Source organism: Epilithonimonas zeae (genome assembly GCF_023278365.1).
Lineage (GTDB): Bacteria > Bacteroidota > Bacteroidia > Flavobacteriales > Weeksellaceae > Epilithonimonas > Epilithonimonas zeae_A.
On the sequence record NZ_CP075338.1, the window covers coordinates 959,881 to 982,678 of the forward strand.

Here is a 22,798-nt window from a genome sequence, read left to right on the forward strand (position 1 = left end):
TCGGCGCTTGGCACCTTGATAATAGTTTTGTTTATTCTCTACCAACATTTTGCTACTTCGTAGCTTCTTAAACAGCGAATTTCTCGCAGCCCGACTTGAGCGGAAATCCTTTTTTGCCAACCTTAAAGTTCTATTTAATTTGAAATGGTCTGCAAAAAAGATTGGGAGCGGAAGGCGGAAATAGCTGCCCAAATCATTCTCATTATTCTAAAGTTTCTATCCAAATAAAATCATTGTGCTGTCGTTGATCGGATGTTTGCAAATGGTACACGGAAAATTGTAAGCACGGCTTATTTTTTCCTCTGTAAAAACCTCTTCCGGAGCGCCGTAAGCTAAAACTTCTCCTTTTTCCATCAACAAGATTTTGTCCGCGAAACTTGCAGCCAAATTCAAATCGTGCAAAACAACGACTGCGGTGTTATTGTTTTGAGTAAATTTTTTAATTAATTCTAATGTATTGTGCTGGTGTTTGATGTCCAGATTATTGAGTGGTTCGTCCAAAAACAAAAGCCTGTGCGCAATCTCGTTATCCAGCTGAGCCAGAACTCTCGCCAAATGAACCCTTTGCTTCTCACCTCCGGAAAGCGAGTTATAATCTCTGTCCCGAAAATGAATAATCCCTGTTTCCACCATAGCAATCTCCGTGGATTTTATATCTTCCAAGGTCGGTTGAGAACCGAAGTATGGATAACGCCCCATCATCACAACATCCTTTACCAAAAGCGGAATATCCTGAGAATTATGCTGAGAAAATTTAGCTTTATGTTTTGATAATTCTTCCAGTTTCCAGTTATAAATGATTTTGTCTTTGAAATAGATTTCTTGCTTTTTTTCGGTTTTAATTTCGTTGGCAAGAACATTTAACAGGCTGGATTTTCCTGCTCCATTTGGACCGACAATCGCCAGAAATTCTCCGTAACCAACATTGATATCAACACTTTTCAAGATGCTGGTATTCTGACTTTGATAATTGATTTGGTGTCCTTTTATCATCTCAAAGTGTTTTTGTATTTGATAAGAATCGCAATGAAAATTGGACCTCCAATCAACGATGTTAAGATTCCTATTGGTAATTCAGAAGGTGCAACGATTGTTCGGCTGATTGTATCCGCAAGCAACAGCAAAATACTTCCACAAATCGCTGACAACGGCAAAATGAAATGATAATCTGAGCGGAATAACAATCTCAAAATGTATGGAACAATTAATCCGACAAAACCAATTGTACCGGAAAATGCGACACAAGTTCCTATCATTAATGAAGTTATCAATACGATTTCTTTTTTCAAAGTTTCGACATTGACTCCCAAGTGTTGTGCATCTTTTTCACCTAATAACATTGCATTAAGTGATTTTCCTTTTGGCAATATGATTATGTATGAAAACAATAAGACAATTGACAAAATGATATTTCTTGTCCAGGTTGCTCCTGCTAAGCTTCCGAGATTCCAGAATGTCAAGTCTCTAAGCTGCTCGTCTTTTGAAATGTAAATCAAAAATCCGGTAATAGAAAAGCCAATGGATGTGATTGCAACTCCGGAAAGCAGCATCATTACAACATTTGTTTTTCCCGCACTTGTGGAAATCCTGTAAACGATGACCATTGCTAAAAATGCTCCCACAAATGCAGAAACGCCCACCAAGGAATTTCTGATGATTTCCGGAAGATATTGTTCAAAAGTATGTCCGAGGACGATTGCAATCGCTGCCAACAAAGTAGCTCCAGAAGTTAAACCAATCGATTCTCCCGTTGCTAGAGGGTTTTTGAACATCCCTTGCAGCGTAGTTCCGGAAACCGCTAACATACTTCCTATAAGAACTGCCATTACGATTCGAGAGGTTCTGACTTCCCAAATCACGTATTTTTCACTTAATGACAAAGAAGAGTCACCGGTTAAAAACTTCCACAATACTTCATACGATGAGGAACCACTGAAGTCATAAACCCCGATATTTAAAGCTAAAACCATCATCAGTATTAATAAAATAATACCGATGATGGTGTAAAATGTAAGACTTTTTGATTTCAAATTCATAAGACTTAGAGAATCAAGATGGATGAATCAAGACTTAATTCTGTTATTTATTAAACTTCTCTGAGGTTTCCAAAAATGGAAGAAAAGTTATTTCGAAGATTCAATTAGTAATTTATTCAGGCTTAATGCAGCTTCTCCAACTCTCGGTCCAAAAGAAGATAATAATCCTCCGTCAAGAGCAATCACCTTTTTGTTTTTACCTGCATTAGTTTGAGGAACGCCAGGCATTTTAAGAGCGCCTTCTATTCCACCAGAACCTTGTAGTCCGCTTGTGAAGAACAGTAGTACATCAGGATTAGATTGCACAACCGCTTCCGGTGTCAATGGTTTGAAATCTTCGAAATCATTTGCTGCGTTTTGCCCTCCTGCAATTTCTATAATGCTCGCCATTGGTGTATTTTTTCCGCCAACCATCATCATATTTCCTCTTGCGTAGATGAAAAGGACTTTTGGTTTTTTAGCTATTGGCTGGATTTGTTTTACATCCGTATCAATTTTATCTAATAATGCCTGCTGGTTTGTATTACCTAAAGCTTTCGCTACTTGATCAATCAATTTCTTGGTTCCATCGATGGAAAATTCTTGATTGAATAATTCAGTTTGGATTTTTGACGCTTTAATTTTTTCTAGCAAATCAGGATTGATATCTTTGTCTGAAGCTAAAATCAAAGTCGGATTGAGTTTCATAATTGGTTCAATCGTCATCGAACGAACGTGTCCCAATTCTTCAGCCGTAGATTTCAAACTTTCCGGATAAGTGCTCGTCACATCAATTCCAACAATTTCTTTCTCGTGTCCAAGCGCAGCAACAATCTCTGTAACACCGCCGCTGATGCTTACTATTCTTTGATTTGAAACGGGTGCTTCAGTTTTGGATTCTTCTGATTTTGCAACTTTAGAATCTTCTTTTTTGCAAGAAAAACCTGATAAAAGAAGTACTGATAAAACAGCTATTTTGATATTTTTCATAGGTTTATTTTTGTGTGATTAAAGTGGTTTGTATTCGAATTGTGGAAAGCCTCTTTCACCAGCTTCGCCATATTGGTCTTTTTTTGCTTTTGTCATTCTGGTGAATCTTAACTTAAAGTAAAAACCTTCAGGATCTTTTACAACGTAAAATCTATCACCATAAACTTCTAATCCATTTGTACCAACAGGATTTCTCCAATTTGCTCCAATTGCTCTTTGATCGGTATGATCGAATTTCGACATATCAATATCAGCTGCTTTAAAATTGTTGTAAAAATCTGACGCGTTTGTACCCGTAGGAATTGTCACTTGATATGAAGCCGATCCGCCTACAATATTATCTGTCACAAAATCTGCATAGATGTAAGTACCGGCACCTTCTATGACATTTGTAAAGACAGTGAAACACAGATCCCATTTTTGTTTTTGAGGTTGAATAACAACTTCTTTATTATCCGTCATACTAAAATAATTGAAATTGTAATCTGTATTTTTATTTATAATATACTCTTTGTACGTCGCCTCTCCAATATTTGCATACCTGATTTTGTAAGCCGAACTTCCATTCCTAACAATCTGTAACTTCATCCATCCTCTATCTGTTCCGCCAGTAGTAACTGATCCAATTGGAATAGAACCTGTGTAAATATTTTTACCCATATTGACCAGATACACGGCATTGTCTGAATCTACAACCTTAATCTCTTCAATTGCGGTATAACTAGTTGGAAAATTACCTTTAACATCATCTATATAAGTAACATTATTCGGATCAAAATTAGCTACCTGGACTTTAGTTTTAAGTGTAGCAACATCAGATTCTTTTACCTGATTAATATCTGTGACATTTGGTATTTTGCCTGCAGCCATCATAATTGAAGAATTGATAATTACCTTAAACTCATCTCCAGAATAGAAAGCCAAATCCCAATCTGTTCTTTTATTCAGAGTTTTATCTCCCGAACTTAGATCATACCAGACTTGGTTTGGCTCACTTGCCCCTCCAACATCAGCACTATCAATCTTACCCATAATAGGAGAAACGGCAACTGGATCTTCATTATCTCTGAGACATGATTGAAAAATGAAAGATATTGATATTAGTAAGAATAATAATTTTTTCATTTCTTTAAACTTTAAAAATTATAATTAATTCTGGCAAAATAACTTCTGCCATAAAATAAGTTCTGCAAGTCTGTTGCAGCATTATGACCATCACCAGATTGCGCAGTATTTCTAATACTGGTGACATCAAAAATATTTTTCACTCCAAGGCTCAATTCAAAATGATTATTGAAAAAGGGTTGACTCACAGTAAAATTCAGCATATTAAAATCGCCGATATCACCTAATACGTAATGTCCAGTATCAGAAGCACCATCAGATTCTAGTGTATAAAGTTTTCTTTTACCTGTATATTTGTAGTACAATGCAAATATGGTATTGGCTTTTGGCAATGTATAATTAGCACTTACGTTAGCTTCCACATAGTAATTAAAATCATCATCGGATGTAGCATTACCAGTGTTCAAAAGTTGAGAAACGCCTAATGTTGATACACCAGCATTGAATGAGAAATTATCTTTTCTTGCATTTAAACTTGCTCCCAGGATAATTGATTTATAATTATCGACATTCAGATAAGTGTATTTTAAAGGAATATTACTAACAATCACACTTTCTATACGATCTTTCACATCCATATATATTCCACTTAGACCTACGTTCATTCTCCAAGAATTAGAATTAGTAGTTGCAAAGTCCCAAGAAACACCACCAGAATAACCTGTTTCAGGTTTTAAATTTTCGTTACCTCTAATGTCATGATTATTATCAACAACGTAAGTGTAAAGCTCATCATAAACCGGAAAACGATTTGCAGAACCTAATATTAATCTAATATTTGATTTATCTGTGGTAGAGAACCTTGTTGTTAATGAATAATTATATTGCCTGTCAAATTTATCACTTACCGTTAACCTTACTCCAGGACGGAAAGAAAGCCATTTTAAAGGATTCCATTCTGCGGAAAGGAAATTGGCATAATTGAAAATAGACCGGTTAACACTTTTACCATTATTATTGAATTCAAAAGTTTCAGAATCTGCAAAACCTTTTGTATTATCTAACTCATATCCAATTTGAAAATTGACTTTATCACTATTTAAAAAATTACTGAACATCCCTCTTGAATATAAAACCTCCGACTTGTAGAAGGTTCTTTTTGGACTTTCGGATCTAACATACCTATTTGGTACATCATATATTTTTTTAGTGTAATCTCTTTCCTGTATTTGATATGAGAAATCTCCGTTATAATTGATTCTGGATCCCAGTTTTGTCAAAATATTTAATTGATGGATCCATCTTGTAGAGTTATACTCTCTATCTTCCGCTGTAAAAGTTCTCTGCCCACCGGAAAAAGCCAATACATCTGTTTTAGGATTATAATAATCAATATTTTCATTTAAGAAATTGACTTTATAAAAAATGGAAGTATTTTTTTTAGAATACCGGAGTGCAGCATTAGCAATTAACAGATCTTTTGGTTGCCATTCATAACCTCGCTGTCCATTAGTTGTTTCATCAAAGAATTTATAGCCCTTTTGAGTTCCTTCAAAACCTTGAAAATCATTATGGTTAATATCGGCTGTTAATGTGAATGAATCGGAAATTCGGTAACCTAAATTAAGGCTTTGAATATGCCTTCCATAGCCCTTCTTCTTCCAATCATAATCCTTACCAACAGTTTCTTCTTGAAGAGAAGCATTGATAGTAAGCTTTTTTTGATAATTTTTTTTAGTAATAATATTGATAACACCTGCCATTGCATTATTACCATATTCTACGCCCATAGCACCTTTTACAATTTCTATTCGCTCTATATTATTGACATTAATTTTTGTAAGATCTACCAAATTCCCCATTCCTTTATCGCTAACTACAGGAATATTATCAATCAATATCTTTGTATATTCCCCGCTGAGTCCCATAATATTCGCATTAGAATCTCCAGAACTAGAATTGGGGGTAATCAAAATGTTTAGATTTTGGTTTAGGACATCTGCCACATTTGTAGCAGCCATATTTTTGATTTGGATTGCATCTATTATTTCTACTTTATAAATAGATTTATTGATAGACTGGGGAGTATATTGTCCAGTAATGACGACTTCTTCAATATTTTTTTGATTAAGAGTATCCTTTTGTGCATATGCAAAATTCAAAATCGCTAATGATAAAAGGCTCATCGTTCGCTTCTTCATTGAAAAAAATTTTTGCGAAGATAAGATTTTATTTAGAATCATTAAAAACAATTTTGTACTTTTGTAGAATAATTCTAAATAATAATAAAATCTGAACAAGACTTATGAAAGCAAAACTACTTCTAGCTGCATCACTTTTCGCAGTAGTTGCACAAGCACAATTATCGACTATTAATGAAAACTTTGACGGATTTACAGCTGGAAATGCAACCTTTCCTCAAAACGGCTGGTCAGCGATTTTACCAACAGCTCCTTTCCCGCCACAACCTATGATGCTAGTTGTAGCTGCAGATGGAACAAACAAGGTAATCCAAGCTTATCCTGGAAGCAGCTCGAACCAACCATTATACTTAATAACACCTCAGATTGTAGCTCCTGCTGGAGATAAAGCCATTTCTTTTGATACAGGATTGGTGGCTTCTTCTCCTGGTACTACAACAATTCAGATTGGTGTAGCAACCAATCCAGCGGACATGACAACGTTTACAGCTGTTGGAGATCCAATACAAATCACTTCTACAACAATTCAAAATGTAAAGGTTAATGTACCTGCATCTGCTGGGACTTATCTTGTTATAAGACATACACCAACCGCAGCTCACACAGCTTTACAAATCGACAATGTAAAGTACGATACTAACTTAGCTGTTAATGAAAGTTCATTCAATTCAGACAATGTAAAATTGGCTGTTTCTGCAGATAATAACTCTTTGAAGTTTGTTTCTCCAACCACTCTATCTAGCGCAAAAATCTATTCTGCTGCCGGACAGATTGCAACTGAAGGTAAAATTTCAAACAACACTTTAAATATTTCTACATTGAAATCTGGTGTTTATTTTATTGTTATTCAAGATAATGCTGGCCAAACAGTTAGATCTAAGTTTATTAAAAAATAAATAAAATCTTATATAAAAACTTGAAAGCCTTTCAGAATTCTGAGAGGCTTTTTTGTTGATTATAAAGACGCTTTATACCAATATGATATTTATCATTTAATCAAATATTTTAATTTTTAATAATTCTAAATAAAAACAAATTAATAGTTTTGTAGAATCATTCTAAATAAGAAAATCTATTTATAAATTATGAAAACAAAACTATTTTTTGCAAGTATGCTGACACTGGCTGTTAGCCAAACAGTTTTATCGCAAACAGATGAATTCGGGTATACTTCGATTAATCTAAGTATGGGCGCTCAATATCAGAATCAAGTTTATTTTGATTTCTCTTCTAACAATATTATTTCACAGCCTGCTACAGGATGGGATATTGCTTTTTACAGAAATTCTAGCATGGCATTCGGAGAGAGAGTAAATGATGCTAATAATGTGAAAGTATATCAGGTTTCTGCTGATCCTGCTGCGTTTGACACTGTAGTTCCGGGAGATAAAGCTAACTGGGGCGAGCCATTATATAATCCTGATAAAACTGAAGCTTTGGAAGATGGTGTCTTCGACAATGCAACATTATTACCATCAGGAGGACTTAATTTCAGTTGGGGAACTTATGACATTACCACACACAAAATTACCGGGAAAGTAGTTTTCGTACTAGAATATGGTAATGGAGATTACTATAAATTCTTTATCAATGAGTACGCTGCCGGTTATACATTCAAATATGCCAAATGGAACGGAAGCTCTTGGGATGCAACCCAAACCAGAACTATTGCCAACGGAACAGATGATGCATTCTTCAACTATTTCTCGTTCGCAACAGGAGCAAAAGTTAATAATATCGAACCTCCAAAAGCAAATTGGGATCTGATGTTCACGAGATACTGGACCTTCTATAACAATATTATGATGTATCTGATGTCGGGAACAATCCAGTCACCAAATGTGAGTGTTGCATACGTAAGACCCGAAACTCAGGCTACTTCTACTTACACAGCTCCTGCAAGCGGTTCTTACTCCAAAGAGATTACTACTATTGGTCACTCTTGGAAAGGAACAACAGGATCATATACAGATGCAGTTTACTACGTAAAAGAAGGAAGCAACTATTACAGAATGTATTTCACTTCCAATGGCGGTGCTTCCACAGGTAATATGTATTTCAAATACAAAAATATCACAGGAGAACTTGCTGTAGCAGATTTTGGTAAAAAAGGTACATTCGGAATTTATCCAAACCCAACTAAAGAAGACAAAAAAGTTAACATCTTGTTTGATGTGAAAGAAGCAGCTTCTAAGAACGGAAGTATCGAAGTATTTGACTTTTCTGGTAAAAAAGTATATGAAACCGCTATCGTAAACCAGTCTGGATTCTCTACACAACAAGTTGATCTTAATAAACTTTCGTCAGGAGTTTATGTCGTAAAAATCGCTTACGGAGGACAGACAGAAACAAAAAAGCTTGTTGTAAAATAAGCCATATTTCATAGGTAAATATTGATTGATTTTTATAAATCCTATGCAATCGCCATTTCGCCGTTGGTAATTGTCATCAAATATTTATCGTGGCGATTTCAGATTTTATTCTTTATAAGACCACCTTCGGGTGGTTTTTTGTTTGTTGTGATTTGCTTAAATAATGAGTAAATTTGTAGAAATAATTCAATTACAGTGAATTCCATTATCAATAAAAAAGTAGAATTTCAGGATTTGGGAACCAAAGATTACCAGCCATCCTGGGATTATCAGGAAGAATTACTGAAAAAAAATCTCGAAACTAAAATCTTTAATCGGGAAAATCCAGACCATCAAAAAGCGACCAATAATTATCTTCTTTTCGTAGAACATCCGCACGTTTATACACTTGGAAAAAGTGGTCACGAAGAAAATCTTTTGGCGAATGAAAACAAGCTGAGAGAAATCAACGCTACTTATATCAAAGTGAATCGTGGTGGTGATATTACCTATCACGGATTTGGACAGATTGTTGGCTACCCTATTTTGGATTTGGAGAATTTTTATACAGACATCCACCGTTATATGCGAGATCTGGAGGAAGTCATTATCCGAACTATTGCAGAATATGGACTGAAAGGAGAACGTTCCAATGGCGAAACGGGCGTTTGGCTGGATGTGGGAAAACCTTATGCCAGAAAAATCTGCGCAATGGGCGTAAAAGCTTCGCGTTGGGTTACCATCCACGGATTTGCTCTGAATGTGAACACCGATATGCGCTATTTCGAATACATCATCCCTTGTGGAATTACAGATAAACAAGTCACCTCTTTAAAAAGAGAATTAGAGCGAGAAGTTGATTACGAAGAAGTAAAACAGAAAATCAAAAAACATTTTGCAGATGTTTTTGGTTGTGAACTTATTTTATAAATGAGTAATGATAATTGATAGATGAAATTTAAACTTCGATAAATTATTTATCAATTATCGATTACCCTACATCGTCATTCCAATATCAATTCCTTTGATTTTTCTGTAAAGATCGGTGGCGAAATTATCCGTCATTCCGGAAACGAAATCAATTACGCCAAGCACTTTCTGATAATCAGTCCCATCTTCATAAAAGAATTGTTTTGGAAGAAGCTTCAGGGCTTTTTTATCATAAGATTTTCTTTCATCAGCAGATTTCAAAATGGATGGAATAAAATGATCTAGCAACTCGTACATTACGTTGTAACCAGCATTTTCTATTTCCACAACGGCTTTGTGATTATAAATTTTTTCAATAGAGAAAGTTTCAATATCCTGCAGCGTTTTATTTTCCGATTTATAAATATCCAAAAGACCTTTATCCAGATTCCCTTCCAGAATTGTATTGAAATTACCTTTATAAAGCTCCACGGATTTATTGATCAAAGCGTTAATAACCTTAGCTCTCAGATAAGAAATTTGCTCATTCTCATTACTGATAGAATTCAATTTTTGCTCTACTCTATTGATATCATCGGTTTCAGATTTTACCAATTCGAAAAAGAGATTTTTACAATCTGCTGTCGAAACAATTCCCAACCTGTGCGCATCTTCCATATCGATGATATTGTAACAAATATCATCTGCCGCTTCTACCAACCAAACAAACGGATGTCTCTTGAAAATATAAGGATCTTCATTTTCCTGGATCATCGCAGTTCCTTTTGCAATCTCCAAGAAAATGTCTTTCTCATTCTGGAAAAACCCAAATTTTTTACGATGGATAAAGCCTTTCTTTTTGGCAATCGCTTCACAAGGATATTTTGCAATACTTGCCAAAGTCGCAAAAGTCAGTTGGATTCCGCCTGCATCTTTTCCTTGTTGCTGCTGTGCTAAAACCCGAATTGCATTCGCGTTTCCTTCAAAATTAACCAGATCCGCCCACTCCTTTTCATTGAATTTCGATTTCAAATCGCTTTCATTCCTGTCAAAATAACTGGCAATCGCATCTTCTCCGGAATGTCCAAAAGCAGGATTCCCAACATCGTGACAAAGACAAGCTGCAGCAATAACATTTCCAAGATTATGAAGATAAAAACTCTTGGATTCTTCGTTAAGATCATTAGTATAATTATCTTGAATAAATTCTCCCACAACGCTTCCCAAACTACGACCAACAGACGAAACTTCCAAAGAATGCGTCAAGCGATTATGTACAAAAACACTTCCTGGGAGTGGAAAAACCTGAGTTTTATTCTGCAATCTTCTGAATGCCGATGAGAAAATGATTCTGTCAAAATCCCTCTGAAAATCGGTTCTGGAAGCTTTGGTATGCGGATTATTTCCTGTGCGTTGATTGGTAAAAATTGAATTCAAATCCATAATGGATTCAAAAATAAGGGATATTTTATTTTTAAAGGAATAATATTTGATTTTTTCCTAAAAAAAAGTTGTTATGCCAGAGGGTCCATCCATAGTTTTGATGAAAGAAGATCTCGACAAATTTGTTGGAGAAAAAGTGACTGCTGCTGTCGGAAATGCAAAGATTGACAAAGACATTCTTGTTGGTAAAACTTTGAAAGAAATCAGACTTTATGGTAAACAAACCTATTTGATTTTTGACGAGATTAATATCAGAATTCATCTTTTGATGTTTGGATCATATGAAATTGACGAACAAACAAAACCGGACAAAAATCTTCGTCTGGGATTGAGTTTCAAAAACGGAAAAATGCTTTTCTTTACTTGCTCTGTCAAACTTTTACCCAATGATTTTCTGGAAACAATTGATTGGGAAGCTGATGTAATGAGTGACCAATGGAATCCTGAAAAAGTCAAATCCAAATTAAAATCTAATCCGGAAATGATGGTTTGTGATGCGCTGATGAATCAGGATATTTTCTCAGGTGTTGGTAATATCATTAAGAATGAAGTTCTTTTCAGGATAGCTGTTCAGCCGGAAAGTCTGCTTGGACATCTTCGTGCAAAAAAAATAAATGAGCTAATCAAAGAATCCAGGAATTACAGCTTCGATTTTCTGAAATGGAAACGTGAATTCACTTTGAAAAAACATTGGAAAGCGCATCACCAAAAGAATTGTCCGAAATGCGGAAATCCTTTGACAAGTAAAATCACAGGCAAGTCCAAACGGAGAAGTTTCTATTGCGAAACCGACCAAAAATTATTCTAAATAAAATTCATTTTAGCGAAAACTTAGAATTAAAAGGCTTTTATGGATTTGATTTGAATTTAATTTTGCTTATCATTGGCAAAATTTAGTTTATGAAAAATAAATACTTATTAATTCTATCATTAGTTTCATCATTTGCTTTTGCGCAACAAACCATTTCTTTTGAAGCTTCAGAGGGTTATACTGCTGGAGATATCAATGGACAAAATGGTTGGGAAGTTACACTTAACAATGATGATGAGCCAATAAAAAATCAAGTCATAACTACAGAAAAAGCTTCAGAAGGAAGTCAGTCCATAAAAATAGATGTTGACTTGGACGAAAACTTTCTTTTCTTCCCCATCTTTGGTGCTGCAAAATTGTTTGACAATACGTACGATTACAAGAATACTACTGTAGAAATGGATGTTTTTATTACAGAAAAAGAAGCTTCTAATTTTGATTTTGGAACTTTTGGAATTGTTGACACAGACGAATACATGCCTGTTGCTATTTTCGCTTTTAATTCTTTAGGTGTTTTGGAAGTTGTGAAAAATGAAGATTATCAATACGAAAGTACCAACTTCAACTGGGAAGCCAACAGATGGTACAAACTGAAATCTGTCACTTCTGAAAATGAAATCAAATTCTATGTTGATGGTGCTTTGGTTCATACAATACCGAACTTCTCCAAAACCAATATTACAGGAATTAATCTATTGCATGACAATTTTTCTGGTGGTGCTTACATAGACAATATCAAAATCAATGATGAAGTAATGGCGGTTAATGATGTGAAGAAAGGCAACATAAAATTATACCCAAATCCAGTCAAAGATATTTTAAAAATTAATCTTTCAAATAACGAAAGCATCAGCGAAATCAACATCTATAATGTTGCCGGACAAAAACTGAAAACAGTTTCTAAGCAAACTGAAATCAATGTGGAAAGTCTATCAAAAGGTGTTTATTTGATTGATATCAAAACAGATAAAAACAAAACTTACAATTCCAAATTCATCAAACAATAAATTGAAAATCCTGCCACAGCGCAGGATTTTTTATTTAATTTTATACAAAATCTTATACTGATGAAAAACCTTATCAATCCGGAAACACTTAACTTCCTTTCCACACTAGAAATCAATAACAACAGAGAGTGGTTTAATGAGAACAAACAGCTTTATCTGAAGGCCAAAGAGAATGTTGAAAATGTGGTGAATGAAATTATTTCAGGTGTTTCAGAATTCGATAAAAGCGTGGAAAGACTGGAAGCTAAGAATTGTATTTTCAGAATTTACAAAGACACCAGATTTTCTAAAGATAAAACGCCCTACAAAACCAATATCGGAGCTTCTTTGGTAGAAAAAGGTCCAAAAACTTTGAATCACGCAGGCTACTATGTTCATTTAGAGCCTGGAAAATCTTTCCTAGCCGGGGGCGTTTATATGACTGAACCAAAAAATCTGAAAACCATCCGTGAAAAAATAAGTTCTGAAGGCGAAAATTTTCTGAAAATTCTCAACAAAAAATCGTTCAAAGATAATCTGGAGTTACGAGGCGATAGATTGGTAAAAGTGCCACAAGGTTTTGATAAGGAAAATCCTATGGGCGATTATCTCAAATTCAAACAATTTACGGTATTTCATCCGCTTTCTGACGAAGCTATTTTGGATGGAAACTTTGTAAAGAATACTGTCAAAGTTTTTAAAGAAATCTATCCTTTCAATCAGTTTTTGAATGACGCAATTCAATAATCGGATGGGAAAAATTGTATTTAAATTTTGGATAATTAATGTTCTGATAAGTCTCGTTTTATTTGTGGCTTACCGAATCATTATTTCTGAAACAGAAACAGACGATAAAACTTGGTTGGGCTGGCTGTTGGAAATTTTAAAAGTATTGACGAGCTTAGGTTTTTCTTTGATTTATCTGGGCGCAATGGTTATTTGTTCATTATCAATTTTTTTGAATCTGAATAAAAACATCAGAAACAATTTCTATTATTCACTATTAACATTTGTGGGACTGGCTTCTCTTTTTACTGCTTATTGGCTGGTCATCGTAATTGCAGAAAATTTCATTCAAAATGAAAATCCATTGATACTATTCTTAATATTTTGCATCGCATACGTCATCCTTTCAGCAATCGAATTTAAAATATTCAGAAAGAAAATAAATCAATCCAATGAATTGGGAAAATGAATTAACTCAAAAATTAGGAGTCGGCTACCCTATTATACAAGCACCAATGTTTGGTGTTACAACTCAGGAAATGGTTGCTGCAGCTTCAAAGGCAGATTGTTTAGGGTCTTTGGCTTTAGCAGATTTGAACACAGAACAATGTTTAGAATTAATTAAAAAGACAAAGCAATTAACGGACAAAGCTTTTGCTGTTAATATTTTTGTCACGAGATTCCGGAAGTTACAGATGAACTGAGAGAGAAATATTCTAAAACCAAAACTTTTTTAGAAGAATTAGCCAAACAAAATCAAATCAAGGTTAATCTTCCAGAAATTGATGAAATCCAGGTTAATTCTTATCACGAACAACTTGATGTGATCATTTCTGAAAACTGTAAAATCCTAAGTTTCACATTTGGAAATCTGGATCAGCAAAGCATTGAGAGATTAAAAAACAACGGAACAATTCTTATAGGAACCTGTACTTCTGTGAATGAAGCTTTGATTTTGGAACAATCAGGAATTGATATTATTTGTGTTCAAGGGATTGAAGCTGGCGGACATAGAGGAAGTTTTACTAATGAAAATATTCCGCAGATTGGTGGCTTATCTCTTTTATCACAAGTCCGCGATTCTGTAAAAGTCCCAATCATTTTTGCGGGCGGAATTTATAATGCGAGAACACTTTTAGCTGTAAAAACTTTGGGCGCAGAAGGATTTCAAATCGGAAGTCTGTTATTAAATTCTGAAGAAAGCGCTTTGAAAGATTTTGAAAAACTACGATTAAAAAAGCTGAAAGAAGGTGAAATTACTTTGACCAAAAGCTTCTCCGGAAGATATGCCAGAGGAATCAGAAACACATTTGTAGAAGAAGTAGAAAATACAGATTTTATACTTCCCTATCCTTATCAGAATAAATTGACAGGTGAACTTCGAAAAGCGGCGAGAATTCAAAATAATTCAGAATTTGTAAATCTTTGGACAGGACAATCGATTAGTGAACTGAATGAAGGATCTACAACTGAGATTCTGGGGAATCTGATTGAAGAAGTCGAGAAAAATTAAAAACAGAAATGGTCAAGCTGGAATTCAAAGCCTTAACCCGAAGAGAATACAGAATTGCAATTATAATGATTGTATTGGCTATTATAATTCCCGCTTTCCTATTATGTGGTTTGTTGTTATCAATAACCTCAACATAATTCTTATAAGTATTTTGGGAGTTTTAGGAATCAGCTCGTTTTTCATTTTGGCTTTAATTGTCAGTAAAACGCTTGCTAAGAAATATGAATTGACTTTTAAAGAAATAGAATTAATCATTAAGTCCGACAAAACCGAAGTAATCAATTATTCTGAAATCAATTTCATAAGAATCCATAATAATACAGATTATTCCAAAATTATCATCTATAAAAAAAGATGAATCGAACTTTAAGTTATTCGTTGGGATAGCGAACATTTTAACAATAAAAACATTCTCGAACCTGCAAATATTTTAGACATTACTTTGGAGAAGAAATTCAGTAAAGAAATAACTAAACGAAAAGATATTGATGTAATTATCTATAAAACTGATGTATAATCTGATTCTTACAACATGAAAGAAAAATTTAACAATCTTATAAATGGAGTCGTAAAACCACTTTTGAGATCCAATGGTTTTTCAAAAAAAGGCTTGGATTTTCTTAAAAAGAAAGATGATTTGATTTTCATAATTAATTTTCAAAAAAGCCATGGCAATTCTTTTGACGAGATCAAATTCTATATCAATTGCGGAATCCATTCAACTACAATAGATCAAATTATTGGACGAAAAGAAACTTCAGATCCCAAAGAATATGAATGTCATTTCAGATCCAGAATTTCGTCAATAATCCAATCAGGAGCAGACAGATATTCTATTTTGAAAGAAACTGATTTGGAAATTTTAGCTGAAAACATCAGTTCAGACTTAAAAGCAGTTATCAATCTATTTGACTCGATAAAAAATACCGACGATTTGACAAATCTGATGATTGCTAAAAATGGCTTGAATAATTATGAAGAATTGTTTGAATTCTTACTTTTAACGGATAATTGGAAAGAATTAAAACGTTATATACAAAAGCTGTTCTCAACTTTTGGCCAGGAACAGCGTTGGACAATCTTTCAAAATAATTTATCTAATATTTTGCTGAAACATAACAGAAGAGAAACGATTTCGGATCTGTTAAAATAAATTCAAAAAGAATTTCAGTCTTTTACCCGAAAATCTTCTTGATAACATTACCAATTTCCATAAAATCGTCGTGATTTCCAACAGAACGTTTCTCCAAATTGCTGTTATCAAATTCTGAAAACGGAAAGACAAGCAAGTAGTTTTTGTCATTCACATATTTATTCAGAAGTTCCGGAATCAACCTCATTTGCGGGATGTAAGATTTCATTCCTCTTTTCGCCATCATTATAATGATTGCTTCATCCTGTTTCAGTTGCGAAGCTATTGTTTCACCATCTTTCCAGGATTTTGTTGCAATAAACTCCGCTTCGATGGTTGCTTTTTTACTGATACGTTTTAGGATTTCCAGAATTCTCTCTGGTGCATAAAAAGTCATTGTCGCTCCGGAATTACGAGCAATGTTCCAAACTCTGAGCAAAGCGTGGAAAAACCCAGCTTCTTTTTGCGCATTTTCAGGAATCATCACTGCATATTTTTTAATTGTTGATAAAGGCTGAGCAGTGTGATAAATGAGTGTATTGACATTATCGTTTTGCAAATAACCGTTATACAGATTGTAAGCAAAAGAAGGCGTGAATCCTTTATCCTCGTCCAGACTGATAATCAGGTCGGTGATATTTTGTTCCTTTATAACATTCTTGATTCCGTTGATCACATCATTATCATAACGTTTTAGAGACTGAAGTTTAACATCAGCCGCCGCTGCCGCAGTTGTAGCGTGATGCAAAAGTTTCTCTGCATTTTTGATAGAAGATTCATTTTTATCTTCATTAATAATATTGAGTCCAAATAAATGTTCTGTGTTAGAATGCGCTTTGATCAGAATCCCAAGATTGACCATTCTGTCAACTGTAGCTTCGTAATTAAGAGCCAGTAATATATTTTCCTGCTCGTGGCTGTTTCCGGAAACAGTTTCTTCGTTGTCTTTATCCGCAATCTGCTGTGCATTGGACATCGAAATAAAAGACGAAATAGTACACGAAATCAGAATCAAAAGAATACTTCCGTTCAAGACGTGTTCGTTTAAAAGTCTTATGGGTTCTCCGGTTTCGGTTTCGGAAAGGATGATGTTATAACCTACCATTACAGAAGCTAATGTTGCCGCCGCCGAAGCAGAACTCAATCCGAAAATCAATTTGCCCTCTTCTTTTGAAAGCCTGAAAGTTTTTTGTGTCGCAATGGCAGAAAGATATTTTCCACCAATAGATGCTACCAGCATAATTCCCGCAACTTCGAGTGTTTCCCAGCTTTTGAAAAAGACTTTAAAATCGATAAGCATCCCAACACTGATCAGGAAAAACGGAATAAAAATCGCATTTCCTACAAACTCAACTCTATTCATCAAAGAAGAGGTATGCGGAATCAATCTGTTCAAAGCCAAACCTGCAAAGAAAGCTCCGATAATAGCTTCTACTCCGGCTAGCTCAGCCAACAAGGCCGCAAGATAAATCATCACTAAGACAAAAATATACTGTGATATCTTATCCTCAACTTTTTTGAAAAACCATCTTCCAATAATCGGAAACACCACCAAAACAATCAATCCAAAAATAATGAATGATAAAGACAGCCTAACCCAGAACTCGGTTCCGACATCTCCTTGTGACATCCCGACAATAATCGCTAAAACCAATAATGCGAGAACATCCGTAATCATCGTACCACCAACCGTAATGTTCACAGCTAGATTTTTGGCAATTCCCATTTTACTTACCAGCGGATACGCAATAAGGGTATGAGAAGAGAAAAGGCTGGCAAAAAGTACCGATGTTAATATCGAAAAATCCAGAATATAATAGGCGCCCAGATAGCCCAAAACAAAAGGAACAACAAATGTGTAGATACCAAATGTCAAACTCTTCCATTTGTTTCTCTTGAAATCACCCATATCAATTTCCAGTCCTGCCAGAAACATAATATAAAGCAATCCTGTTGTTCCGGTGACTACAATACTGCTGTCCCTCGCCAGAACATTGAAACCATTCGGACCAATGACCGCACCAGCGATAATAAGACCTAAGAGATGTGGTACTTTGATTTTGTTTAACAAAAGCGGTGCAGCAAGAATAATAATCAGCACCAACAGGAACTTGAGAACCGGATCTTCGATAGGAAGTTCCAGATTATGAATACTCAGTAAAATCATATGTGTTTATTTTTTTGAGCGAACAAGCTCTACAGAGAACTTGGCAATACAATTATCAACGGATATTGTTCTGACACCTCTCATTTTATTGGAGGAGAAATCATTCAGCAAAACATTCATCTCCACTTTCTTTTTGGCGGTTGAGTCTGTTTTGAAATTAAGCTTGACCTCATTGTTTTCAAACTTACCATTATAGAGCCTGACCAAGTTATTATTGTTGATAATTTTGGTAAATAATTGAGTAGAATCGCTGTCAAATTCCCAGACATCAGTTCTTTGATCGCCAACCACATAATCACTACAATTGGATTCTGTACAAACCACTTTTCCGGTCCACGAGCCAATGATCTCATCTGGCCATTGGGCAATAATCTGTATAGAATCTGTAACGGGTTTTGCGAAGATACTGTCTCTCATTTTCAGAAGAGATTGATATTCGGATTCCTTTAGTGCAAAAGATTTTTCTTTATCCAAAAGCTGCTGCTCTCTTTCTGAGAGTTCCTTTGCCTTATCTTTATCATCGCAGCTAAAGCATAGCATAAAACTTAATAATAGTATAAAATATCTCATAAGCGTTTATTAATCTAAAATATAAGGAGAATTGCTTTAAAATGGTATTTTAAGAAAGAGCACTTTCAGTTTCCTTGAAAAAATAAGGTCGCAGGATATCTTCAAAATTATAAAGACCATTTGATTTATCCCTTATATTCTTCGCTACAAACAATGCGCCAGTCCCGAAAGCTTCCCGAGAAATAGACTCGTGAACCAAACGCACCGTCTGGAAAGGAAATCCAAAAATAACTTCGTGTTTACCTACAATACCTCCTGCTCGCACAGAATTAATATTTTCAGCTTCGATATCAAGCGTCTCAGCAATTTTCATCGCAGTTCCAGAGACACCTTCTTTAGCTTTAAAATGTTCCTCAATCACTTCTATATCTACATCCGGTGCGAGATCTTTTAAAAGAGATGATGCAAACAGCAGATAATTGACACCCAAAGTAATATTGGGAGACCAGAAAACCACTGTTTTTTTTGATAATTTTTTCAACAGCGCTTTTTCTTCATCGCTGTAATGTGAAATAGCTGAGATAATTTTAATCCCTCTGCCAGAAACTGTTTTACCATAATCGTGGATATTTTCTGTTGTCGAAAAATCGATGATGACATCTACAGGATACTGATCCAGCAAATCATCAATACTTGTATTTTGTTTAGATATAATCAATGCTTTATCGGGAGAAGAAACACCTAAAAAATCTTTGGCAGTCATATGATCCATTGTTTTACTGTTTTTAAAAACCCATTCCAGTGAAAAATCAGGATGTTGCAAAATAACTTTAGCGACTGATTTTCCGGCTTTACCGAAGCCCATTAAACCTACTTTCATAATATCTTTTTTTAAGTTAATTAATTTTCAAATAGTGTATGGATGTACTAATTTAGCTTCCAGTTAAAGTTAAGCATAAAACCTTAATTTTAACCTATGAAAGGAGAGCGAAAAATCTACGATCCTGCTTTTAAAACCAAAGCTGTTGAGCTAAGCAAAGAACGAACTAATGTGTCAGAACTCGCAAGGGAGCTGGGAATCGCAGTCACGCTGCTTTACAAATGGCGTAAGGAGTACGAAGAATTTGGAGAAAGAAGTTTTCCAGGGAATGGAAAACTGAAACTGACACCCGAACAGGAAAAGATTCATGAGCTGGAAAAAAAGTTGAAGGATGCAGAATTAGTGGATATGCAAACAAAATTTCCAGTATAAGTTAAGCTACATTTTGATAAATTTTGTTTTGATTGTTAAACTCTTCAATAGTTTGATAATTCAAGGCACTGTGGCGTCTTTTTTTGTTGTACCATATTTCAATATATTCAAATATTTCCAGCTCCATTTTTTCTTTTGTAATAAGCTTGTTTCCATAAATCAGTTCTGTTTTCAAAGATTTGAAAAAGCTCTCTGCCACAGCGTTATCCCAACAATTTCCTCTCCGGCTCATGCTTCTTGTAACTCCATAAAATTCCAGAGTATTTGCAAATTTTCTGCTTGCATATTGAACGCCTCTGTCGCTATGAAAAATTAGACTTTCCCCTATTTTTCTGTTTTTGACAGCCATTTTCCAGGCAGAAAGACTTGTCTCTTCGGTGCTCATTCCGTTGCTTAAACTCCATCCAATGATTTTCCGATCATACAAATCAATCACTGTTGTCAAGTACAAAAATCCTTCTTTGGTTTGAATGTAGGTAATATCAGAAACCCAAACTTGCGCAGGTTTTTCGGCTATAAAATTCCTGTCCAGCACATTTTCTACCACCAAATAATTGTGTTTAGAGTTTGTAGTCACTTTAAATTTCTTGCTCAGTTTACTTCGCAGTCCAAGCTCTTTCATATATTTAGCCACTGTGACTCGGGATATTTTGTAACCCAAGGAATTTAGCTCAGACGTAATCCTAGGGCTGCCATAGCGCTGTTTTGATGAAAAATATATTGAAGTGATTTGCTGTTTTATTTTTTCCTTCAAAAGCAATTTCTTGCTGCAAGGCCTGTTTTTCCATTTGTAATAACCACTGGAACATAGTTTTAAAACATTGCACATCTTTTCAATCGGGAAAATAGATTCATTATTTTTTATGAATTTATATTTCAGCGACCGCTCTTGGAGAAGATGCCGATTGCTTTTTTTAATATATCTCGTTCTAATTCTGCATCCTTCAACTTTTTTTCCAGCTCATGAATCTTTTCCTGTTCGGGTGTCAGTTTCAGTTTTCCATTCCCTGGAAAACTTCTTTCTCCAAATTCTTCGTACTCCTTACGCCATTTGTAAAGCAGCGTGACTGCGACTCCCAGCTCCCTTGCGAGTTCTGACACATTAGTTCGTTCTTTGCTTAGCTCAACAGCTTTGGTTTTAAAAGCAGGATCGTAGATTTTTCGCTCTCCTTTCATAGGTTAAAATTAAGGTTTTATGCTTAACTTTAACTGGAAGCTAAATTAGTACATCCACCTGCGCAAGTTTGGGTTTCTGATATTACCTACATTCAAACCAAAGAAGGATTTTTGTACTTGACAACAGTGATTGATTTGTATGATCGGAAAATCATTGGATGGAGTTTAAGCAACGGAATGAGCACCGAAGAGACAAGTCTTTCTGCCTGGAAAATGGCTGTCAAAAACAGAAAAATAGGGGAAAGTCTAATTTTTCATAGCGACAGAGGCGTTCAATATGCAAGCAGAAAATTTGCAAATACTCTGGAATTTTATGGAGTTACAAGAAGCATGAGCCGGAGAGGAAATTGTTGGGATAACGCTGTGGCAGAGAGCTTTTTCAAATCTTTGAAAACAGAACTGATTTATGGAAACAAGCTTATTACAAAAGAAAAAATGGAGCTGGAAATATTTGAATATATTGAAATATGGTACAACAAAAAAAGACGCCACAGTGCCTTGAATTATCAAACTATTGAAGAGTTTAACAATCAAAACAAAATTTATCAAAATGTAGCTTAACTTATACTGGAAATTTTGTTTGCATATCCACATTTAATGAGATAGCTAAAGGCACGTACTCCATTAATCAAATAAGACTGAGGATGAATGCTATGGAAGGCGCGAACATTAGCAGTACATCATTCTACAGGGCAATAAAAAATCCTATGTACTGTGGTAAAATATTTATTAAAGCTTATAAAGATGAATAAGCCTGTCTCGTAGAAGCTACGCATGAAAGTTTGATTTCGGAGGCATTATTTAATAAAGTACAGAAGGTACTAAGTGGAAAAACTTGGGAAGAAAGGCCAAAAGGAAAAATAATTGCACATGACCAATTTCCTTTAAGAGGTTTTTAAAATGTCCAAGATGCGGAGGTCACATTACCGGTAGCGGATCGAAAGGTAAAAAGAATATCTATTTATTATTATCACTGCAATTCCAGATGTGGGTACAGATATAGCTCAGATATAGTCAATAATGCATTTACAAGAGAGTTAAAAAAATATGAGTGTCATACTGGGTTTGGTCAACTTCTTACAGAAATACTTTTGATCAATTTTAAAAATATTCATCAAGATCTCGACATGAAGAGAAAAGAAATTTCTTCAAAAATTATTACCTTAAATAATCGTCTAAACAGCGCCAGAGAAAAATATTTAGAGGATAAATTGGATTTTGAAGATTATCAGTGGATTAAAAATGAAAGTAAAAAGAAAATTGATGCATTGGAAATGGATTTGCAGGGTCAAAAGCTGACTGGTAAAAGTATCCATATCAAAACAAAACTCGATCAGGTTTTAAAAGTATTACCAACTCTCTCTCAACTCTATGCTATAGGAGATTCTGATACTAAAAGAACAATAGTGTGTTCGATTTTTACCGAAAAACTCGAATTTGACGAAACAACTTTTCGAACACCCAAGATCAATTCCGCTCTTTCTTCTATTTTTATTAATTAGCAATCAATTAGAGAATAAAAAAAAGGAAAAATCACTGCTAAAAGTGATT

Annotated in this window: 23 protein-coding genes and 1 pseudogene; 14 read left to right on the forward strand and 10 right to left on the reverse strand. The window is 34.7% G+C overall.

Translation table 11 applies throughout. The annotated features are described in order from the left end of the window. Positions 1–216: 216 nt before the first annotated feature. The 5 genes from KI430_RS04180 to KI430_RS04200 all read right to left on the reverse strand — a co-directional run bounded on the left by KI430_RS04180 (position 217) and on the right by KI430_RS04200 (position 6,271). Positions 217–993 (reverse strand): heme ABC transporter ATP-binding protein, encoded by a 777-nt coding sequence (locus KI430_RS04180; protein WP_248877015.1) that lies wholly within the window; start codon positions 991–993, stop codon positions 217–219. Continuing rightward, positions 990–2,030 carry a FecCD family ABC transporter permease gene (locus KI430_RS04185; protein WP_410744673.1) on the reverse strand — a complete coding sequence of 347 codons (1,041 nt, stop codon included), beginning with the start codon at positions 2,028–2,030 and terminating at the stop codon, positions 990–992. The genes KI430_RS04180 and KI430_RS04185 overlap by 4 nt, the downstream gene beginning before the upstream one ends. Before the next feature lie 93 nt (positions 2,031–2,123). After that, entirely contained in the window at positions 2,124–3,005 is an 882-nt protein-coding gene (locus tag KI430_RS04190; RefSeq protein WP_248877017.1) for a hemin ABC transporter substrate-binding protein, read from the reverse strand. Between the two features lie 18 nt (positions 3,006–3,023). Continuing rightward, complete coding sequence (locus KI430_RS04195; protein ID WP_248877018.1) at positions 3,024–4,130, reverse strand: HmuY family protein; 1,107 nt, start codon at positions 4,128–4,130, stop codon at positions 3,024–3,026. Positions 4,131–4,141: 11 nt separating this feature from the next. After that, positions 4,142–6,271 carry a TonB-dependent receptor plug domain-containing protein gene (locus KI430_RS04200; protein WP_248877019.1) on the reverse strand — a complete coding sequence of 710 codons (2,130 nt, stop codon included), beginning with the start codon at positions 6,269–6,271 and terminating at the stop codon, positions 4,142–4,144. Between the two features lie 104 nt (positions 6,272–6,375). Here KI430_RS04200 and KI430_RS04205 point away from each other — a divergent pair, with 104 nt between their 5' ends. From KI430_RS04205 to lipB, 3 genes are all read left to right on the forward strand, one after another. Next, on the forward strand, positions 6,376–7,167 hold the full coding sequence (locus KI430_RS04205) for a T9SS type A sorting domain-containing protein (RefSeq protein ID WP_248877020.1): 792 nt from the start codon (positions 6,376–6,378) through the stop codon (positions 7,165–7,167). Between the two features lie 189 nt (positions 7,168–7,356). Continuing rightward, positions 7,357–8,643: a T9SS type A sorting domain-containing protein gene (locus tag KI430_RS04210; RefSeq protein WP_248877021.1), complete on the forward strand. Its 1,287-nt coding sequence runs from the start codon at positions 7,357–7,359 to the stop codon at positions 8,641–8,643. A 195-nt stretch (positions 8,644–8,838) separates the two neighbouring features. Next, positions 8,839–9,552 carry a lipoyl(octanoyl) transferase LipB gene (gene lipB, locus KI430_RS04215; RefSeq protein WP_248877022.1) on the forward strand — a complete coding sequence of 238 codons (714 nt, stop codon included), beginning with the start codon at positions 8,839–8,841 and terminating at the stop codon, positions 9,550–9,552. Between the two features lie 66 nt (positions 9,553–9,618). Here lipB and KI430_RS04220 read toward each other — a convergent pair whose 3' ends face one another. After that, the gene (locus tag KI430_RS04220) at positions 9,619–10,974 is read right to left on the reverse strand and encodes a deoxyguanosinetriphosphate triphosphohydrolase (RefSeq protein ID WP_248877023.1); all 1,356 of its coding nucleotides are present in this window, start codon (positions 10,972–10,974) and stop codon (positions 9,619–9,621) included. Between the two features lie 73 nt (positions 10,975–11,047). Here KI430_RS04220 and KI430_RS04225 point away from each other — a divergent pair, with 73 nt between their 5' ends. From KI430_RS04225 to KI430_RS04255, 8 genes are all read left to right on the forward strand, one after another. Beyond that, on the forward strand, positions 11,048–11,782 hold the full coding sequence (locus tag KI430_RS04225) for a DNA-formamidopyrimidine glycosylase family protein (protein WP_248877024.1): 735 nt from the start codon (positions 11,048–11,050) through the stop codon (positions 11,780–11,782). Positions 11,783–11,874: 92 nt separating this feature from the next. Then, the gene (locus tag KI430_RS04230) at positions 11,875–12,792 is read left to right on the forward strand and encodes a T9SS type A sorting domain-containing protein (protein WP_248877025.1); all 918 of its coding nucleotides are present in this window, start codon (positions 11,875–11,877) and stop codon (positions 12,790–12,792) included. A gap of 60 nt (positions 12,793–12,852) precedes the next feature. Further along, positions 12,853–13,518, forward strand: coding sequence for a DUF2461 domain-containing protein (locus KI430_RS04235; protein WP_248877026.1), 666 nt, complete (start codon positions 12,853–12,855; stop codon positions 13,516–13,518). Positions 13,519–13,522: 4 nt separating this feature from the next. Beyond that, entirely contained in the window at positions 13,523–13,966 is a 444-nt protein-coding gene (locus tag KI430_RS04240) for a hypothetical protein (RefSeq protein WP_248877027.1), read from the forward strand. After that, a complete protein-coding gene (locus tag KI430_RS18035) occupies positions 13,950–14,201 on the forward strand; it encodes a nitronate monooxygenase (RefSeq protein ID WP_262920890.1) in 252 nt (83 codons plus the stop codon). Before KI430_RS04240 ends, KI430_RS18035 begins: the two co-directional genes overlap by 17 nt. 56 nt (positions 14,202–14,257) lie before the next feature. Next, complete coding sequence (locus tag KI430_RS04245; protein WP_262920900.1) at positions 14,258–15,010, forward strand: NAD(P)H-dependent flavin oxidoreductase; 753 nt, start codon at positions 14,258–14,260, stop codon at positions 15,008–15,010. Then, positions 14,988–15,368 (forward strand): hypothetical protein, encoded by a 381-nt coding sequence (locus KI430_RS04250; RefSeq protein ID WP_248877028.1) that lies wholly within the window; start codon positions 14,988–14,990, stop codon positions 15,366–15,368. The genes KI430_RS04245 and KI430_RS04250 overlap by 23 nt, the downstream gene beginning before the upstream one ends. A gap of 174 nt (positions 15,369–15,542) precedes the next feature. Further along, a complete protein-coding gene (locus KI430_RS04255; protein ID WP_248877029.1) occupies positions 15,543–16,163 on the forward strand; it encodes a DUF4304 domain-containing protein in 621 nt (206 codons plus the stop codon). Positions 16,164–16,185: 22 nt separating this feature from the next. Here KI430_RS04255 and KI430_RS04260 read toward each other — a convergent pair whose 3' ends face one another. Genes KI430_RS04260 through KI430_RS04270 form a run of 3 tightly spaced genes read right to left on the reverse strand, consistent with a single transcriptional unit; the run spans position 16,186 to position 19,699 of the window. After that, on the reverse strand, positions 16,186–18,309 hold the full coding sequence (locus KI430_RS04260) for a cation:proton antiporter (protein ID WP_248877030.1): 2,124 nt from the start codon (positions 18,307–18,309) through the stop codon (positions 16,186–16,188). 6 nt (positions 18,310–18,315) lie between these two features. Further along, on the reverse strand, positions 18,316–18,879 hold the full coding sequence (locus tag KI430_RS04265) for a hypothetical protein (RefSeq protein WP_248877031.1): 564 nt from the start codon (positions 18,877–18,879) through the stop codon (positions 18,316–18,318). 49 nt (positions 18,880–18,928) lie between these two features. After that, positions 18,929–19,699, reverse strand: a complete 771-nt coding sequence (locus KI430_RS04270) for a 4-hydroxy-tetrahydrodipicolinate reductase (protein ID WP_248877032.1) — start codon at positions 19,697–19,699, stop codon at positions 18,929–18,931. A gap of 96 nt (positions 19,700–19,795) precedes the next feature. Between KI430_RS04270 and KI430_RS04275 the strand changes: the two genes are divergently transcribed. Then, on the forward strand, positions 19,796–20,071 hold the full coding sequence (locus KI430_RS04275) for a transposase (protein WP_248877033.1): 276 nt from the start codon (positions 19,796–19,798) through the stop codon (positions 20,069–20,071). Position 20,072: 1 nt separating this feature from the next. Here the strand turns inward: KI430_RS04275 and KI430_RS04280 are convergent. Next, positions 20,073–21,247, reverse strand: a protein-coding gene (locus KI430_RS04280; RefSeq protein ID WP_410744662.1) for an IS3 family transposase whose coding sequence is annotated in 2 segments (ribosomal slippage) — positions 20,073–20,980 and positions 20,980–21,247 — 1,176 coding nt in all. Because the reading frame shifts where the segments join, the coding sequence is not laid out codon by codon here. Between the two features lie 48 nt (positions 21,248–21,295). On the opposite strand from KI430_RS04280, the pseudogene KI430_RS04285 reads away from it, so the two are divergent. Continuing rightward, positions 21,296–21,808: pseudogene (locus tag KI430_RS04285) on the forward strand (IS3 family transposase); the annotation flags it as partial. A gap of 566 nt (positions 21,809–22,374) precedes the next feature. Then, positions 22,375–22,749, forward strand: a complete 375-nt coding sequence (locus tag KI430_RS04290) for a hypothetical protein (protein WP_248877034.1) — start codon at positions 22,375–22,377, stop codon at positions 22,747–22,749. Positions 22,750–22,798: the final 49 nt, after the last annotated feature.

What these genes read in the sequence shown, in the direction of transcription:
- KI430_RS04180 (WP_248877015.1), bottom strand. Translation starts at nt 993, where the DNA reads ATGATAAAAGGACACCAAATCAATTATCAAAGTCAGAATACCAGCATC.
- KI430_RS04190 (WP_248877017.1), bottom strand. Translation starts at nt 3,005, where the DNA reads ATGAAAAATATCAAAATAGCTGTTTTATCAGTACTTCTTTTATCAGGT.
- KI430_RS04195 (WP_248877018.1), bottom strand. Translation starts at nt 4,130, where the DNA reads ATGAAAAAATTATTATTCTTACTAATATCAATATCTTTCATTTTTCAA.
- KI430_RS04200 (WP_248877019.1), bottom strand. Translation starts at nt 6,271, where the DNA reads ATGAAGAAGCGAACGATGAGCCTTTTATCATTAGCGATTTTGAATTTT.
- KI430_RS04205 (WP_248877020.1), top strand. Translation starts at nt 6,376, where the DNA reads ATGAAAGCAAAACTACTTCTAGCTGCATCACTTTTCGCAGTAGTTGCA.
- KI430_RS04210 (WP_248877021.1), top strand. Translation starts at nt 7,357, where the DNA reads ATGAAAACAAAACTATTTTTTGCAAGTATGCTGACACTGGCTGTTAGC.
- KI430_RS04220 (WP_248877023.1), bottom strand. Translation starts at nt 10,974, where the DNA reads ATGGATTTGAATTCAATTTTTACCAATCAACGCACAGGAAATAATCCG.
- KI430_RS04225 (WP_248877024.1), top strand. Translation starts at nt 11,048, where the DNA reads ATGCCAGAGGGTCCATCCATAGTTTTGATGAAAGAAGATCTCGACAAA.
- KI430_RS04230 (WP_248877025.1), top strand. Translation starts at nt 11,875, where the DNA reads ATGAAAAATAAATACTTATTAATTCTATCATTAGTTTCATCATTTGCT.
- KI430_RS04235 (WP_248877026.1), top strand. Translation starts at nt 12,853, where the DNA reads ATGAAAAACCTTATCAATCCGGAAACACTTAACTTCCTTTCCACACTA.
- KI430_RS04240 (WP_248877027.1), top strand. Translation starts at nt 13,523, where the DNA reads ATGGGAAAAATTGTATTTAAATTTTGGATAATTAATGTTCTGATAAGT.
- KI430_RS18035 (WP_262920890.1), top strand. Translation starts at nt 13,950, where the DNA reads ATGAATTGGGAAAATGAATTAACTCAAAAATTAGGAGTCGGCTACCCT.
- KI430_RS04255 (WP_248877029.1), top strand. Translation starts at nt 15,543, where the DNA reads ATGAAAGAAAAATTTAACAATCTTATAAATGGAGTCGTAAAACCACTT.
- KI430_RS04260 (WP_248877030.1), bottom strand. Translation starts at nt 18,309, where the DNA reads ATGATTTTACTGAGTATTCATAATCTGGAACTTCCTATCGAAGATCCG.
- KI430_RS04265 (WP_248877031.1), bottom strand. Translation starts at nt 18,879, where the DNA reads ATGAGATATTTTATACTATTATTAAGTTTTATGCTATGCTTTAGCTGC.
- KI430_RS04270 (WP_248877032.1), bottom strand. Translation starts at nt 19,699, where the DNA reads ATGAAAGTAGGTTTAATGGGCTTCGGTAAAGCCGGAAAATCAGTCGCT.
- KI430_RS04275 (WP_248877033.1), top strand. Translation starts at nt 19,796, where the DNA reads ATGAAAGGAGAGCGAAAAATCTACGATCCTGCTTTTAAAACCAAAGCT.
- KI430_RS04290 (WP_248877034.1), top strand. Translation starts at nt 22,375, where the DNA reads ATGAAGAGAAAAGAAATTTCTTCAAAAATTATTACCTTAAATAATCGT.